The 16159-nt window shown below is 46.5% G+C and carries 18 protein-coding genes; 7 read left to right on the top strand and 11 right to left on the bottom strand.

Annotated features, from left to right (window positions below):
* Window positions 1-53: 53 nt before the first annotated feature.
* The 3 genes from KIT90_RS10090 (at window position 54) to KIT90_RS10080 (ending at window position 1850) form a co-directional block, all read left to right on the top strand.
* Complete coding sequence (locus KIT90_RS10090) at window positions 54-971, top strand: LysR family transcriptional regulator (protein ID WP_041059541.1); 918 nt, start codon at window positions 54-56, stop codon at window positions 969-971.
* A 112-nt stretch (window positions 972-1083) separates the two neighbouring features.
* Window positions 1084-1545, top strand: a complete 462-nt coding sequence (locus KIT90_RS10085) for an ecotin family protein (protein ID WP_038880282.1) — start codon at window positions 1084-1086, stop codon at window positions 1543-1545.
* A complete protein-coding gene (locus KIT90_RS10080) occupies window positions 1542-1850 on the top strand; it encodes an MliC family protein (protein ID WP_041059544.1) in 309 nt (102 codons plus the stop codon). Before KIT90_RS10085 ends, KIT90_RS10080 begins: the two co-directional genes overlap by 4 nt.
* A 414-nt stretch (window positions 1851-2264) precedes the next feature.
* Here the strand turns inward: KIT90_RS10080 and KIT90_RS10075 are convergent, their stop codons facing one another.
* Entirely contained in the window at window positions 2265-2756 is a 492-nt protein-coding gene (locus tag KIT90_RS10075) for a VOC family protein (protein WP_285376532.1), read from the bottom strand.
* 363 nt (window positions 2757-3119) lie between these two features.
* Here KIT90_RS10075 and KIT90_RS10070 point away from each other — a divergent pair, with 363 nt between their 5' ends.
* Window positions 3120-3566 (top strand): hypothetical protein, encoded by a 447-nt coding sequence (locus KIT90_RS10070; protein ID WP_033005077.1) that lies wholly within the window; start codon window positions 3120-3122, stop codon window positions 3564-3566.
* Window positions 3567-3601: 35 nt separating this feature from the next.
* Here KIT90_RS10070 and KIT90_RS10065 read toward each other — a convergent pair whose 3' ends face one another.
* The 8 genes from KIT90_RS10065 to KIT90_RS10030 form a co-directional block, all read right to left on the bottom strand.
* Complete coding sequence (locus tag KIT90_RS10065) at window positions 3602-4540, bottom strand: LysR family transcriptional regulator (protein ID WP_020195128.1); 939 nt, start codon at window positions 4538-4540, stop codon at window positions 3602-3604.
* Between the two features lie 94 nt (window positions 4541-4634).
* The gene (locus tag KIT90_RS10060) at window positions 4635-5885 is read right to left on the bottom strand and encodes a hypothetical protein (RefSeq protein ID WP_285376529.1); all 1251 of its coding nucleotides are present in this window, start codon (window positions 5883-5885) and stop codon (window positions 4635-4637) included.
* A 152-nt stretch (window positions 5886-6037) separates the two neighbouring features.
* The gene (locus tag KIT90_RS10055; protein WP_285376527.1) at window positions 6038-7246 is read right to left on the bottom strand and encodes a NupC/NupG family nucleoside CNT transporter; all 1209 of its coding nucleotides are present in this window, start codon (window positions 7244-7246) and stop codon (window positions 6038-6040) included.
* A 314-nt stretch (window positions 7247-7560) separates the two neighbouring features.
* Entirely contained in the window at window positions 7561-7878 is a 318-nt protein-coding gene (locus KIT90_RS10050; protein ID WP_009706812.1) for a DUF4144 family protein, read from the bottom strand.
* 171 nt (window positions 7879-8049) lie between these two features.
* Window positions 8050-8760, bottom strand: coding sequence for an HAD family hydrolase (locus tag KIT90_RS10045; RefSeq protein ID WP_285376525.1), 711 nt, complete (start codon window positions 8758-8760; stop codon window positions 8050-8052).
* A 213-nt stretch (window positions 8761-8973) separates the two neighbouring features.
* Complete coding sequence (locus KIT90_RS10040) at window positions 8974-9264, bottom strand: putative quinol monooxygenase (RefSeq protein ID WP_005435368.1); 291 nt, start codon at window positions 9262-9264, stop codon at window positions 8974-8976.
* A gap of 143 nt (window positions 9265-9407) precedes the next feature.
* On the bottom strand, window positions 9408-9944 hold the full coding sequence (locus KIT90_RS10035; RefSeq protein WP_105067614.1) for a DUF924 family protein: 537 nt from the start codon (window positions 9942-9944) through the stop codon (window positions 9408-9410).
* 62 nt (window positions 9945-10006) lie between these two features.
* Window positions 10007-11854 carry a M3 family metallopeptidase gene (locus KIT90_RS10030; RefSeq protein WP_285376523.1) on the bottom strand — a complete coding sequence of 616 codons (1848 nt, stop codon included), beginning with the start codon at window positions 11852-11854 and terminating at the stop codon, window positions 10007-10009.
* 242 nt (window positions 11855-12096) lie between these two features.
* Here KIT90_RS10030 and KIT90_RS10025 point away from each other — a divergent pair, with 242 nt between their 5' ends.
* A complete protein-coding gene (locus KIT90_RS10025) occupies window positions 12097-12468 on the top strand; it encodes a hypothetical protein (RefSeq protein WP_033005074.1) in 372 nt (123 codons plus the stop codon).
* Window positions 12469-12478: 10 nt separating this feature from the next.
* On the opposite strand, the gene KIT90_RS10020 is transcribed toward KIT90_RS10025, so the two are convergent.
* Window positions 12479-12613 (bottom strand): hypothetical protein, encoded by a 135-nt coding sequence (locus KIT90_RS10020; protein ID WP_258070912.1) that lies wholly within the window; start codon window positions 12611-12613, stop codon window positions 12479-12481.
* A 130-nt stretch (window positions 12614-12743) separates the two neighbouring features.
* Between KIT90_RS10020 and KIT90_RS10015 the strand changes: the two genes are divergently transcribed.
* Window positions 12744-14432: an amidohydrolase gene (locus KIT90_RS10015; RefSeq protein ID WP_285376522.1), complete on the top strand. Its 1689-nt coding sequence runs from the start codon at window positions 12744-12746 to the stop codon at window positions 14430-14432.
* Between the two features lie 58 nt (window positions 14433-14490).
* Here KIT90_RS10015 and KIT90_RS10010 read toward each other — a convergent pair whose 3' ends face one another.
* Window positions 14491-14664 carry a hypothetical protein gene (locus tag KIT90_RS10010; protein WP_009706819.1) on the bottom strand — a complete coding sequence of 58 codons (174 nt, stop codon included), beginning with the start codon at window positions 14662-14664 and terminating at the stop codon, window positions 14491-14493.
* A gap of 237 nt (window positions 14665-14901) precedes the next feature.
* On the opposite strand from KIT90_RS10010, the gene KIT90_RS10005 reads away from it, so the two are divergent.
* Complete coding sequence (locus tag KIT90_RS10005) at window positions 14902-16032, top strand: sugar diacid recognition domain-containing protein (RefSeq protein WP_285376520.1); 1131 nt, start codon at window positions 14902-14904, stop codon at window positions 16030-16032.
* Window positions 16033-16159: the final 127 nt, after the last annotated feature.

Below are 16159 nucleotides of genomic sequence, written 5' to 3'. Positions count from 1 at the left end.
GCTCATACCATTATTGTTATAGAGTCAGTCAAAACGCAGAAAAGGTGCTGAGCGTGATTGGATTTGATTACAACTTGTTGAAGGTACTGTCGGTCATTCTCGAAACGCAAAATACCACCGTCGCGGCAGAGCGGCTCTGTACTAGCCAACCCGCCGTGAGCCGAAATTTAAGAAAGATTCGTGAATTATTCAACGATGATATTTTGGTGAGAAAGGGAGCGGTGATGGAGCTCACCCCAAAAGCAGAAGAGCTTAAAACTCAGCTCTCTGGCCTCATCCATGACATCGAAGCGTTGGTCAATACAGAAGAGCGCTTCGACCCAAGCACCGAAAAAGCCAACCTGCGCATTGCGATAAATGCTTCTATCGCTCAGTGGTTTTCTGCCCCTTTGACTCAGTTTCTTGCCAAGGAAGCTCCACTAATGAACTTGGTGATTGAGGATTGGACAGAAGCGACGCCCGAGAAAATTGATGCTGGAGAGATTGCCTTTGGCATTAACTATTTCCCGATGGATTTACCTAAATTCCTAGTGCAGAAGAAGGGCGGCAAAGACCATTTCGCTCTGGCTGGCCGCATCGGGCATCCATTGGAGGGAAGGCGGGTTCAACTGGATGATCTAAAGGCGGCGTCGTTTGCTGTACACATCATTCCCCATTGGAACGAAAAAGAAGTGCACATCTCCCGTTTACTTCACCCCTTGTCTGTAGTGCCTAGGATTCAGCTTAGAACGAGCCATATCAATACGATTCTTAATCTCGTATCTGAAAGCGACATTCTTTTCCCATGTTCCAAATACCTTATTGAGCAATTGGATGCGCGGTTTGTTGGTCTCGATTTTGCGCAGGAGTTACCAACATTAGAAGGCAATTTTGGCTATGTTTACAGCACCAAGAGAAGAAATGAACCGATGACACAATGGCTGAATCAATCCATTGAATCTTTGATGTCTGAGTTAGGCATTCGAGCCTGATTCCGCATTGACGTCGTAATTGTGAGAGTAGACCTCAATTTAAACCGTACTTTCACAATAAGTTGGCGTTCCCCATTACAATATGCCCATCCATATGAAAAAGGAAAAAACGATGAAAGCAGTTTGGTTGGCCGCAGGTGCATTGGCACTGAGCGGATGTTCGACAATGAACTCAGCAAATGATGTATCTCGCCCATCGGCAGAGATGTTCCCAGAGATGGAGAACATGACGAAGCACGTTTTCTATGTAGACCCAGCAAGCAACGAAGCAGATAAGCGCGTTGAGCTTGTGGTAGGCAAAATGATGGAAACAGACTGTAACCGCGTTTCTCTGGGCGGCAGTGTGAGCGAGCATTCGCTAGAAGGTTGGGGTTACACTTACTACCAAGTTGACGCTTCTCCAGCAGGCGGCATCTCGACACTAATGGCTTGTCCTGAAGACATGGAAAAGGTAGAGACTTTCGTTCAAATGCCAACACGCGACCTTTACCGTTACAACAGCAAGCTTCCTGTTGTGGTTTACGCGCCAGCGGATTTGGACGTGAACATTCGTGTTTGGGCACCTGAAGAATGATCGCTAAGCAGGCAAAAATCGCACTGACATTAGGTGGTTTGCTTGCGCTTGGTGGCTGTGCCTCGACCGCGCCAGAGTATCAATACCAGTGTGACGACGGCCATCAGTTCGCTGCTAGCTTTGATCAGGAAATAGCGCTGATCACCGTTGATGACGGGAGAGAGATTGAACTCAAACAAGTTCGCTCTGCATCTGGCGCAAAATATATGTCTGATGACCAAATGTTAGTTCTGCACACCAAAGGTGACGAAGCGATTTTGATCGTCAACGAGATATCCCAAAGTGCATGTCGCGTGACGAAGTAATCGTTAAATTCAAAAGGCTTGGTTGATACCAAGCCTTTTTTGTATGCGCAGTCTAAAGAGGGGGCCGGTTTTATTGAGCTAAGTTTGCCGTTCTGTGTTAACAACCCCCTCCAACTCCCCCTTGTATTGACATGGTTTGCGCGGCATTGAAGTTTCGCTTCTAAGGGGGAGGGTATTTCTCTGAAATGGTGGGTTCAATCATTCCAATTTGTCTCATCATTCCGAGGAGCCTAAGCGACATCAGGAATCTCGCTTTAACACGCTCCGACAGTTCCTCCCCTTTACCAGAATGACTTTTGTAGTCTCCGAAGTTACAGCCAAGGGGAGGTTAGGAGGGGTTGTTTCATCAACACTAACCAAAACAAAAAAAAGGGTTGGCACTAGGCCAACCCTTTCTGGTTCTTAAGCATTCAATTATTCGTAATCAGACGCGTAAGTGTCTTCGTAAGAGTGTGAGTAGAACTCAAATAGGTTGCCAAACGGGTCTTCTAGGTAAACCATTTGTGCTTGCTTTAGCTCGTCTTCTGGGTGGTAGCGCATGATATCCATACGTACTTTACCGCCGAATTCTTCTACACGCTCGATTGCTGAAGCAAACTGCTCTTTTGGTAGTTGTAGACAGAAATGGAAGATTCCTAGGCGAGAGAAGTCTACTTCGTGACGCTCTTGACGCTCTTTCATTTCAAACAGCTCAACACCGATACCGTCAGATGTTACTAGGTGAGCGATGTTGAAGCCTTTGAAGCCTTCACCGAATACAGCGATACACATACGACCGATTGCCGATTCGCGCTCTTCGATAACTTTTGTGTTGTTCATTACGATGCGAAGACCAAGCGCTTTAGTGTAGAACTCTACTGCTTTGTCCATATCACCAACCATGATGCCTACGTGATTCATTTTCATAATTCTGCTCCAAAAAACTGTGATGTTTAATTCGTGTTTCGTTTCGATGGAGGTGAGTATATGGAGAAATTTTAATTACATGAAATTATCAATAATTTTTAAGATGATAATTTTTTGTTATTAAATGGCGGAGAGAAGGGTAAGCAAGCGTATCCTGCATGCTTATCAAATAGTTATCTTATAAATTTCTTTGTGTTTTGAGTTGTTTTATATCGATCGTGAATGGTTTGGTGAGGTAAACTTCTGGCCGAAGTTGCTGCTAGTCATCTGTTTTTATTGATATTAACTAGTTGTGTTTGAACGTTGGTAGTTAGGGTTTTAGGCGAGCCTTTAATCTGAGCTCACATAAAAAGGAATAATAATTTGTACATTTGGAAAACATCAAAGCTGTCTGAGGAACTAAAAGACAACAAAGTGCCAGACAGTGATTGGATTAAATACGCTTTAATATTCTTAATCTTTTATACGGTGACACCGTACTTGATGTTCTTGGCGCCGTATGTAAGCAATGAAGTTATGATAACCGAGGCTATTGGTATCTTAGTCGTGTCAATTTTAGGTGTAGTAGTCACGTATAGAACGAATAATAGAGATGGTAAAACCTACATTCTTCGCTCTATCGCTTTATCTATCCCTTTGTCGTTTAGATTTGTCGCTTTATCTGTGCTTGTTGGGATGGCTATCGTCTCTTTTGACTTTGGCGCTCAACATTATTTTATTGTTGAATTACTTTCGACATTCTCTGTTATCGCTTTGCAAGCACTCTACTTTTGGCGCTTGAATGTTCATTTAAAGTACATCAACTCATAGCTTTGTACTTTCTACTTTGGTTACAGGCTTTGTGATTAGGCATAAGACTGACTGACGATGAGCTCTCTTAGCCATTTGTGGCTTGGGTCATTGTCGAGTTGTTTATTCCAAAGTAGAAAGAACCCACCTGGTTCCATTTTTATTGGGAGCGGTTTGATCACAATGTCCGATTTACCTTCGAACTCGCGGATGCTTTTGTAAGGGTAAGTCAGTATCAAGTCGCTCTTCTCACACAGTTTCACCGCGCTGGAAATGTCAGACATGTTGACGGCGTTGTCGATGCGCAGGCGTTGCGTGTCGAGCACCTCATGTAATAGCCAGCTAGACACACCGCCAGTGATGACTTGGATATGGCGGTACTTAAGGAACGCGTCGAGATTCCATTCTTCCTCTAATGCTGGGTGTCCTTTTCGCAAGATGCACGCCGAGGTGTCACGCATCAGTTCCGCGTAATTTAGAGTGTCAGGGATGGTATCGACATGGGTTTTAGAGCGATCATCAAACTCAAAGATACCCACACCGAAATCGATCTCTCTTCTTTGTAATCGAGTAATGCTGCTGTTACTCCAATCTGCACTTTTGATGGTTATCTTTGGCGCACTAGACAACGCTTGAGGCAGAAAGCGTGGGTAAATCGTGGAGTAGGCGGTTTCAATAAGATCGATACTGAAAATGCGAGTCGAGCGCTCTGGGTCAAACTCTTCTGGTTCACGAAGCTGATCAATTTGCATCAGGATTTGTTGCAGCTTGCTTTCTAATGCCAGTGCTTTCGGGGTCGGCAACAAACCTTTAGACTCTCGCTCGAATAAAGGGTCATCAAACTCTTGGCGTAATTTAGTAAGCTGTTTACTGACGGCCGATTGAGATAAGAACAGTTTCTCTGCGGTTCTGCTCACGCTGCGTTCTTGCAGTAAGACGTACAGACAAATCAGCAGGTTCATATCATTTTTGATTAAGTGGGATAGATTTATCATGATATTCCTATCATTCAACTTACAAATTGAAGGGTATGAATAGAAACTATATCACTTAATTGAATTGAGCCAGAAATACTGACTCGCTGCCTACTTAAACAATCAAACTGTTGAGGTATCGGCTAAGCTCTGCCCGAATCTCTAGCTCTGCTTCTGACAGGCATTTGGGTGTGTGTGCCTCAACCTCGGTAATGTTTTGTTCGCGAACTTGATGGGTATCGCCGATGGCGTCAAACACGCTGCGCAGCAAGTTCATAGAGTGAGACATCAAAGCTTCGCTCTCTTGTTGTGAGAGTAAAGGCTCTGCGTCAAAACCAAGTGCGCAGAGAATGTCGTTAAAGTGCATCGCATAGCCTGAGCCAGAGACATCAAATGTGGTGCTCTTGATGCTATCGGGGTTTCTCTCCCACAGATACGGTGGATGCTTGAGTGTGCCAAAACCAATTGCGATGACGTGGTCTGGATAGTGCAGTTCCAACCTTCTGTCCCAAATATCCCCCGCTTTTCCTGCCTCAATCACTACTTCAATATTGCCCTCGGTCGCCGTGAGTTCGCCTTCGACATAGAGATGAGTTTCAGCGCCTTGTGTGTACTCCAATTGCGATTCGTTAATACGTTCGGCACGGACTTGTCTTAGTTCGACCTGTGAGTCTTCTATGCCGGATTTATGCAGGTAGCGCACTAGTCCCGCAATCGCATGAATGCCCATATCAAAGCCATAACCTCCGCCGCCGCTGGTGGCTAAGTTAAGTAGCTTTCTGGCGTTGAGTAACGCAATTCGGTTTTCAAAACGGAAGTCTTGGATCGCTTCATGACTGTCGATGGGGTTGTCGGCTGCAATCGCGATAATTTTGCGCGGCGCAGAGTCAGGTAGTGTGATGGGTGAATCAGCAAAGAGCGCTTCCAACGAAGTAGAAACCAAAGCGGTATCAATAAAGTAAAACTGTGCTCCGCGACGTTTAAGCTCCGGGATGATTTGGTTAAATCCTCTGTCGATTTCAGCCAAGGAGAAGGATGGTTTCTCAACTACAAACAACAGGTTTTGAATGTCGAGTGCGTTACTCACTTGTTCAATGATGGAGAGGTGTGTACCAACTGGTGTTAGAACGAAGGCGGCAGCAACATCAGTGTGTGAGTGAGCCTGTAAAAACGCATCAAGATCGGCGTAGCAAGCGAAGTAAGGGAATTGGAACTGCGATGCACAGGACTTGGGATGTTGAACTGCGGGGTCAATGGCGATGACATCAAAGCGAGAACTTAAGGTATGTAGAAGGTTCTCATACAAACCCACCACAGATGATTTAGCGTTCCCCAATCCACCAAATACCAATACGACTTTGTTCATCACTTGCCCTTATTCCAATAGCACTCACCAACAGGCTAGCAAAAATATGCTCAGGAATAATGGGATAAACTCGGAATTTTAAGTTCTGTATTCGGTGAGCCATACAAAAAAAGCCCACGCGATGGTGGGCTTCAATTGGAATGAGAGAGTGATTACAGGGCGATAAACAACCCTGCTAGTGCTGCACTCATCATGTTGGCAAGGGTCGCAGCAATCACGGCACGGAAGCCAAGTTTTGCCACTTCTTGGCGTCGCTCAGGTGCCATTGCGTTAATCGAACCCAACTGAATCGCGATAGAGCCGATGTTAGCAAAACCACACAGTGCGAAAGTGATGATGATTTGGCTATGTGCTGAAAGGGTTTCTTTCACGTTGACGAAATCAAGGAAGGCCACGAACTCATTCAGAATCGTCTTCTGACCGATCAGCGAACCTGCAGTTAGGATTTCATTCATCGGGATGCCAGCAAAAAACGCCAGTGGTGCGAACAGGTAGCCAAAGATCAATTGCAGCGTTACGTCTTCGTAGCCAAACCAGTTGCCCACGGTTTCAAAACCTGCGTTGACCATCGCGATGACGCTGACAAAAGCAATCAGCATAGTACCCACTGCAACTGCTACTTTCACGCCATTCATCGCACCAGAAGCTAAGGCATCAACGATGTTGGAATCTTCGCTTTTCTCTAGCTGAATCGCGCCTTGATGCGCCGATACTTCACGTTCTGGCACTAAGATCTTCGCCATCAACAAGCCACCTGGTGCTGCCATAAAGCTCGCTGCGATAAGGTATTTCAGTTCAACACCCAGTGCCGCGTATCCGCCTAGTACGGAACCTGCCACAGATGCCATACCACCAACCATTACTGCGAACAGTTCAGAGCGAGTCATGTTGGCCAAGAACGGACGAACCACCAAAGAGGCTTCACACATGGATAGGAAGATGTTGCTGGTTGCAGCAAGAGATTCGACTTGGGAAGTACCCAGTAGGCGATGGATAGCACCACCGATGACTTTGATAAGAGCTTGCATCACGCCCAAGTAGTAGAGCATTGAGATGATAGCGGAGAGGAAAATGATAAGAGGGAGTACGCGAATTGCGAAGATGAAATTGCCCGTTGCGAGTTCGCCAAAAACAAACCCGATGCCTTCGTCTGCGAATGAGAGGAGCCCGGATACGCCGTTGCTGATGGAGCCTAACATGGATTGCCCGAGAGGGAAGTAGAGCACCAGTGCCGCAAAACCGGCTTGAAGAGAGAATGCGCCGATTACGGTGCGCCAGTTGATGTCGCGACGACTATCAGAAAGTGCGTAAGCACACGCCAACAAGGCCAATACGCCGGCCAAGCTGAAGATGATTTGCATTATGTTACCTTGCTATGTATCTGTATTTGAGCGAGCCGTGAAAAAGACGCACGCGTGCAGAGGCAACATTGCGGAGAGTGCAAAATGTTGTCTTTACCCGAAGTCGAATTCAAAGCCCGTAAACGCTAACAGTTACGCTGGGCCCTGTTCCTTGGGGCAAGTTTCCATTTTGCAGCCGATTGAAAGCTGGTTCGGTTCCATTTCATCGTGAAAGGAGAACCTATCTAACCGGGCGCGGAGTATACGCACGGTTTTCGGTGCTGACAATGGTTATTGAGGGGATTTTTCGTTGTACGAAAGCAAGGGCGCAATTGTTAATCAGCTAAGGCCTCAATCGCCTGTTGTACGGAAGTAAAATGGATTTTGATGATGCAGCGCTGTGCTTGAGCAAACTCGTGTTTTTGAATCAGCTCTGTCACTTGCTGCACGTTCAATGTTTGTGGCAACAGACCCAATTCCACCGTGTTATTGCTACCCGTTTTTAATGCAAAGCAGTGACCTTGTGTATCAATCACAATATCATCCTGACCCCAAATCAAAGCTTGGCATTCTGCGTTTAACTGCTCTGGCGAAGCCAAATACACCAGTTCGTCGTCGCCATCGAGTTTGAGTAAACAAGGCCATGTGATCATTGCGTTACCTTAATATTGGAGTACGTCATTTGAAGTCGTCTACGCGCTAAATAAGCGACGTAAGGCAAGTACGATACACAAAGCCTTAAGAGAGCAAAAGGCTTTGTGTCTTGCTGTGTATTTAAGAGCTTTAGCTGTGCGTTTCTTTAGCTTTGCGTTTATTGAGAGAGGCTAAGCGTACTTGCCAATGATGTCGATTAAGTCGTCTACTTGATGTGCCACATAATCGGGCTGGGCGCTCCAGTGCTCTGGTTGAGCGCCACTGTACGCCGCTGCTACGGCGATCACTTTGCAGCTGCCACCTAACTGATGCTCGATATTCCGTGCAAACTGCGTGTCTGCCTCGTGGTCACCAATGTACATCAGCAGTTGTTTATCGGAGTGTCCAAAGATGGACTCGATGCATTTAATGCCGCCAAAAGGGTCCGGTTTTTGATGCCCATTAGATACATCATCGTAGCCCACGATAGCTTTAAACGGTGCATTGATTTGGTTGGCGCTGAGTACGTTACGAATGTTGGATTGCGAGTTCTGAGAGCAGACTCCGTGTGGCAGGTGTTCGAATGCGTTCACGACATCGGTAATGCCACTGAACAGATTCACTGGTGTTTGGTTTTGCTCTTGGTGCTTTGCCCACATGGTGCCGGCTATGAGCATCTCATCATGGGACAGACCATAGTAGTTTACGTACAGATCTTGCCAGTTTTTCGCTGCGTGATTGGCATGATGGTAATCCGCTTCACTGCGTAGGTATTTCGGTAAGTTATCCCCAGTCAGGCGCGGTGCTACAACGGACAATATCGCTTTGGTGATGTCGATATTTTTCGGAACAGAATTTACTAGGGTGCCATCGTAATCCCACAATACGGCGTCTAACTTCATGCAAAACCTTTTGATACAGCGAAGGGTGAGTAGCTTTAAATCTTGCCAGTCTTAGTGGGGAGATAATCAGATCTTGCTCATGTTTTCATAAGCTTGCTTTGAATCGCTCGGAAGAGAGGGAAGAGAGGGAAGAGAGAACAAGCGAGAGAATAACAAAAAGCCAGCAAGGTGATGGTTGCTGGCTTTCTAGTGCATGCTGCGTTGTACAAGGCGTTAAGCGATGTGCGACATCTCGTTTAGAGTGAAGGTGTCTACCGCGCCTTCAGTTGCTTTCATGTATTGCGCTAGGTGCTCGTTGTCCATGTGCGTGCGCCATAGTTCGCGTGATTCCCAGTTTTCGTAGAAAGTGAAATGCGCTGGGTTTTCGTTATCTTGGTGAAGGTCGTAGTTGATGCAACCTTCTTCTGCACGAGTGACATCAATCAGTTTAAGTAGCTCGGCTTTTACCAATTCTACTTGGTCTGCTTTGGCGATGATGTTAGCGACGATAGTCAATTTAGCCATGATGGAAATCCTCTGTTGATCGTGATGTATCGTGTTGACGAGGTAAAGATTAGTCGCGAATCACCAAATGATAAACAGCACAATGATTGATTTATTATCAAATATAAATTGATAATCGAACTTCAATCTTGTGCTAGCTGTATTTAAAAACTGGACCCCGGCTGTTGTAAGAATTCCACTTCTTCTGCGGTGCTATCACGGCCTAAAATCGCATTGCGGTGTGGGTAGCGACCAAAGCGATCGATGATCACTTTATGCTTTAGTTCGAACTCGTAGTTCGATTCTCGCCCCAGTGCTTTGAATAACTTCTCTGCCTCTTCATGAATCCGCTTAGATTCACTGTGCATAAATGGCATGTACAAAAAGCTGCGTTCAACGTCGGTCAACTCTTGGTCTAAGCCTAGACGAATTGCCTCTTGTGCCAAGGCAAGTGCGAGGGCATCTTGAGCGAACGCTTTTGGCGTATTGCGGTAAACGTTGCGAGAGAATTGGTCGAGTACGATGATCTCTGCCAGACGGCCTTGCGCTGTGTCTCGCCAGTCATACAATTCAGATTGAGCGGCTTGTTCTAAGGTGGTGAGAAAGCGTGATTCGATTTGTTTATCGACGTCTGCATTACTCACAAACCAGTCTTTTGGTTCCAGTTCTTCAAACCAGAAAGTCAGGATATCTTGGTACATGGTTGCTTCCCTGATAGAAAAAGAGCTAGGGGTATATAATACCCCCCAGCTCTTGGTTTGGCTTATCGACCGTAAGTCTCTTCGATGTAGTGCTCAAACTGCTCGCACATCTGCTCGTCTGAGATCGAGTTGCTTGCAAGCTCTTTGCTGCCATCCACCACTTTGATGCTGGCATTTAAAGACGCTACCGGAGCACGTTCACGAGTTTGCAGCGAAGCAATCTTCTGCTGCTGAACTTCCCATGCTTGTTCTGGCGATAGGTTACACACGTCTGCCAGATATTTAGCGTTAAAGCCTTCACCCGTTAGGCTAACGATAGTCTCGTTGTGCGATAGGTGGTTACCCGCATGCCAGTAATGTTTCGCCAGTAGCGGCCCAATCTCTGGGTTGTCTGTCAGGTAGCCAAACTTGTCGAGGAAGTAAGCGCGAGTCTGGTAAACCGCCATGTGTGCTAGCAAGTAACCGTGGTAGGCACACGCTGCTTCATCAGACAGAAGATGTGGAATCGCCATCAATGGGCGTGGGCTGCATTCCAAACCAAGAATTTGCTTTTCACAATCGCGTGCCAGCTTAGTGATGCGTTCTGGCGTCAGCTCTTCATCGCTTAATTGGTAAAGCGCACGTTCAAAATACGGCACAACCAAAATGCTACGTTCTTCGTACGCTTTGAATGGCTGACGGCTGTTGATCATCGCTTGAATTATCTCATCCGGTACTGGGTTACCTTCTGCGTCCAACGCATATTGTTTTAGCCAATCGGCATCGGTCAACAGGCTGTCACAGAACATGGATTGTGTTTCTGCGTATGCCATGGAAGTTGGTGCGAACTCTTGAGAGAAACACGGCGCGTTCATCTTCACGTTAGCGAAGTGCGCAGCGTGGCCGCCTTCGTGGAACAGAGTATTGATACCATCGTAGCCGCTGCCAACTTGGTCTGGCTTCGCGTTACTGGTGAAGTTCACCTGCGCGGCAACCCATTCGCCTTGGTTGTAGAACGATGGGATAGGACCATGACAGAAACCGTTCGGGTATTTGCCCTTGCGATCAAGCAGGTCTAGCGTCAGCTCTGCGCCTGAGTATTCGATGTTAAGACGACCGAACGATTCCACCCAGCGACGTAGCGACTTTGAGAACGGTACGTACGGGTCAAGATCACGCATGACGTCACCCGCGAACGAGTACACAAAGTTGTAGCCAGTCAGTGCGCTTTGACCTTTCTGCTCAGCAAGGTTTGCCAAGCTGCTTAGGTGAGCATCGCGCGTGCGCTGTTCAAAGTCATCCAAGATGCTGAACAGTTGCTCTGAGCTCATCTTTTCTGTCTTCTTCACTGAGTAATCAAAGAAGGTTTCGTAGCCCAAAGAACGTGCGAATTGGTTACGCAGTTTGATCAGCTCAATAAAGCCGTTTTGCAGCAACCATTGCTCAAGGTCGAGCAGGGTTTGGTGCGCGGATTGACGCACTTCTTCGTGATTATTGGCGCGAATGGTCGACGACAATACTGGCAAAGAGCCCTCGATTTGTTCACCGTTTTCATTGGTAAACGTCAGAACGTGGTTTTGCTTTTTCTCGAACAACTCGGCTTCAAATGCAATCAGAGCATTCTTTTGGGCTTGAGCTTGTTCGCCTTCAATTGCATGCGATTCAAACGTTGCCAACCAGCCTTGCAGACCAATTTGCGTTTGCTGCTTCTCTTGTGGATTTGTGATTGTTTCAGCCGCTTCAAGTTGTGCTTTGATAGCAGAGATTTGTTCGGCGTTGCTTAAGAAATTGGTCCAAGCGGTTTGTGCTTTTGTCGAACCATCGTGGTCGTCGCTGATGCCCATATACGTCTCCCAAAAGAAATCTTCTTTGGTGCGATGGATAGCGAGGTAACGTTGGTTGAGGTCGTTTAGGTATTCCGTTGCAGTCATTTTGATCCTTCAAATGTTTGCTTTATTGAGGTTTTTATCGTCATTGATTATGGCACGCATAAGCAGCAGAAAGGAATGCGAAATTCATTTGCCATGTTTATGGCTTGTAAACAGGAATTTACCGCACTTTTTACATGTGCAGACGTCAGCCACAAAATTTTTCCGTTTTTGATTAGTAATGGCCGTTCTCTATTTATAAAATTCGGTCTTTCGCAGTGGTGCTGAAAGTAAGGAAAACAATAATGAAAACAAGAATCGCAGCTCTAACAATGGGGTTAACCTTGGTGGGATGTTCAGCAACAACACCAACCAATGACCAAGTTTTTAATATCGAGGAAAACTGCGCCGTCATTATGAGTGAAGGAGTGACGCCAGAAGAACGTTGGAGCGCCTACAACAAGCTTATCGAAAGTTATGGCGACCATTATGTATCTGATAAGAACCGCTTGGAATTGGCTCGATGGAACTCATTTCGCCAAAAACTGATTCGCGATGAGAGTCATCAATTACTCAAAGAATTTATTGAAGTGAGTGACTGGGGCTGCGCAAATGGCAATTACCTTGAAGAGATGTATTTATTTGTGAAGGAAACACAAGCGAGCAAATCAGAGTAAGACCTGCGCCTTACTCGTCTTCATCCGATTCTTGATGTTGATTGATCTCTTTACCACACCCTAAACATTGGTTTGAGAGGTCGGTTGGCATCATGATGATCAAACCACAATGAGGGCATAAATCGCCTTGGTCGTATCGTCGCATTGTTCATCTTCCCATTATACGGTCTATTATTCTGTAATTTTAAACCAACCCCACAGAAATTGCGACATCAACAGCAAACTAAACCAATTTGCATATACTCAATGTGTTAGCGAATACAACGGAAGGTGTCATGTTAACTCCTCATAGACTGATTCTTGGTGCTGCGTTGCTGCCTGTATTTAGCGCGTGGGCGAATGCTGCTGAGCAAACCGCAGACGTGGTGTACATCAACGCTGGTATTTATGGTCACCCAAAAGCAGACGCTGTTGCCGTGCATGATGGACGGATTGCTTTTGTTGGTGATAAAGCCAAGGCACAAATGTGGGTTGGTGAAGGCACGGAAGTGGTGGATTTGACTGATACCTACTTGTTGCCGGGTTTTGTCGATAACCATAATCATGTGTTTGAGGCGGCTTCCGAAGCAGGCGGTACGTGCTTGTTGCAAGCTGGCACCTTGTTGGATGAGCAAATCCCACAACTGCAAGACTGTAAAGAGTTTGTCCAAGATGGCGAATGGTTGATGGGGTACGGTTTTACGCTTGATGCGACCTTGTCAGAAGAAAACCAGCGCACGCCTTTGGAAGTGATCGATGAAGTCTTTCCTGAGACGCCGGTGGTGTTAATGGAGCAAACCTCTCACTCGATGTGGGTGAACTCGGCAGCGCTGAAAGCGGCGAACATTGATAAAAACACGCCCGATCCGCAAGGCGGTCGCATTCTCAAAGATCCTGATACTGGTGAGTTGAATGGCATCTTGCTCGATAATGCTGGTGATTTAGTGATGGAACTGGCTTGGAACAGCATGAGTGCGCAATTTGCGGTGAGCTACCAAGGTTTGTTGACTGGATTAGAAGAAGCTGCGCTCTACGGCATTACCACAATTGGTGATGGGCGAATGTACTGGAAGCGAGGTTGGTATGAAGTATGGAAAGAGAGCGAAAAACGAGGCGATTTGACCGCTCGTGTCTCTTTACGACCATGGATCTATCCGACTGACAGCATGGACTCTCAGCTGTCGTATTTGAAGGGCATTCAGTCCGACGATACTTCTCGCTTATTGCTGGTGAACCAAGTCAAAATGTACAGTGATGGCATCTTCATCAATGGTACAGCCAAAACCCTTGCGCCTTATCTTGATACTTACCTGCCAGATTCTCCCTATGGGCTGAATTACATTTCGCCACAAGCGATGCCTGAATGGCTAAGCAAGCTCGATAAGCTGGGTTATAGCGCTCATATTCATGCTATCGGTGACGGTGGTATTCGTGAATCACTCGATGCGATTGAGAAGGTGCGCAGTCAGGGCAATCAGAGACGTTACACTTTGACGCATGTGGAATTGGTGAACAGCAAAGACGTGCCAAGGTTTGCCAAGTTAGGTGTCACGGCAGACTTTCAAGTCGGTTCCGATTATGTTGCTTATCATGATCACCAGTGGGCAGAAGCCTTTTTAGGCGCTAAGCGAGCCAGAGCCTTGATGAACCTGCGCGCGCTTTATAATGCCGAAGCTAACGTGACGTTAAGCAGCGATTGGAATGTGCATGATTTGAACCCATTGGTTGGTATCTCCAATAGTTTGGTGATGGGTGAAACCGGATTGCCAAATGTCTCAGCTGCGATCGATGCCTACACAATTTATTCGGCTTACAGCTTGGGTTTAGAAAAGGAAATTGGCTCAATCGATATCGGGAAATCGGCAGACTTTGCTGTATTGGATCAAGACATCACCCAGTTGAAAGCGGAAGAGATAGCCCAAGCTCGTGTCCTTATGACTATATTGAGAGGGGAAGTGGTCTACGAGCAATTGGATGACGAATAAGCCGAGCGATGACTCACTCGGCTGAAAGGTTGTTGTGTTTTAGAAGCGTATTTAGAGACTATTGCTCAGGGTATTCGCCCATACCTTGCGTTTGCCCTTCTGCTTTCCAATGCTCGCCTGGGTCAAAGGCTTCATCGCATAGATCAACGGTGTAGCCCATTTCGGTAATTTCTTTCAGAGTGAGGTTGTCAGCAATTTTGGCAATGTCGCCCGCCTTGTTCCGCAGTTCCATGGTTTCCCTCCGGTCACTATTTGGTTGTCGGTTCAAGTCGCGCCAAGCATAAAAACTTGGGTGGCTCGGTTATAAGTATAAGCAGTGATGAAGGACTTTTTGGGTTAATAGCCATAATTTGTTTAAGGTTAATTGGTCGGTATAACACTTTGGCGTCGATACCGGTTCAATATCATGGCGATAGAAGACAAAGTGTGATTTATTGACGCCTCAATCGTGGAGATTTTAGGAACGGAAATGGTGATTCTCGACCACACACTCGCGCAGCAAATCATCGATCGCACCATGTCGATCATTGGTCATAACATCAATGTGATGAACGCGGCAGGCACCATTATTGGCAGCGGCGATGCTGAGCGTATTGGTCAAAAGCACGATGGTGCAGTGTTGGCGCTTAATCATGGTGACTCGTTAGAGTTGGATGAGCAAAGTTGCCAATCATTGCAAGGCGTGAAACCGGGCATCAATATGCTGCTGCACTTTAAAGGTGAAGTTGTGGGCGTGGTGGGTGTCACTGGTAACCCTGAGCAAATCCGAGCGTTCGCTCAGCTAGTTAAGATGACAGCGGAACTGACGATTGAACAAGCTTCGCTGGTGGAGCAATTGCAATGGGATCGACGCCATCAAGAAGAGTTTGTCTCAGCATGGTTGAACCAACAACTTAGTGATTCCGAGTTGCACGATTGGGCGCAGCGCCTTTCCATCGATTTAGCAACGTCACGAGTCGCTGTCGTGATCGAGCTTAAAGCAGAGAATGCGCCTGTTAGTTTGAACAGCGTACGCGGCGTTGTTGACGTGTTGTATCGCTCTGAAGATAAGCCTTTGGTGGCGATCATGTCGATGAATGAAATTGTCGTTCTCAAGTCTTTACGTTCTTCTTCGAATAGCGACCAAAGTGTGCTCGAGAGCATTCAACGCCGCTTAACGACCAATCAAATTGATGATGTCCGTCTCGCGATTGGGCAACGTTTTGATGGCGCACAACAGCTTCCTCTCTCCTACCAAAGTGCCAAGCAGGTGCTTGCTGTCGGTCGTCGCTCTCATCCAGAACAAACCATGCTTAGCTTCTCTGAATATCGCTTACCTGTGCTACTCGCCCCTTTAGCCGATTCTTGGCAAGGCGAACAACTCGCTCAAGCGATGGCGACTTTGGTTTCGGCAGACAAATCTGGACAGTTGGTAAAAACTTTAGAGGCGTATTTTCAATCCAATGGTAATGCTAATGATTGTGCTAAGGCTCTGTATATTCATAGAAATACCCTGAGGTATCGTCTGGATAGAATCAGTGAGGTGACGAGCATTTCGACGCAAGATTTTACGGGATTGACCGAGCTGTATATCGCAAGCCAGTTAAGAAAGCTAAATTAGCTAGTTGTGCAAATGCACAAAATAATTCAAGCATAGTCAGTATTGTTTGGATGTTTGACTAAAGAATATGCCAAGTTTTTAAGTGAGAATAGCCACATTGATGACCTGCGACTTGTCGCTCGCAGCG

Origin of the sequence: Vibrio sp. B172a (assembly GCF_030248355.1) — a bacterium.
GTDB classification, from domain to species: Bacteria; Pseudomonadota; Gammaproteobacteria; order Enterobacterales; family Vibrionaceae; genus Vibrio; species Vibrio owensii.
This window is presented reverse-complemented; position numbering and strand designations above follow the sequence as displayed.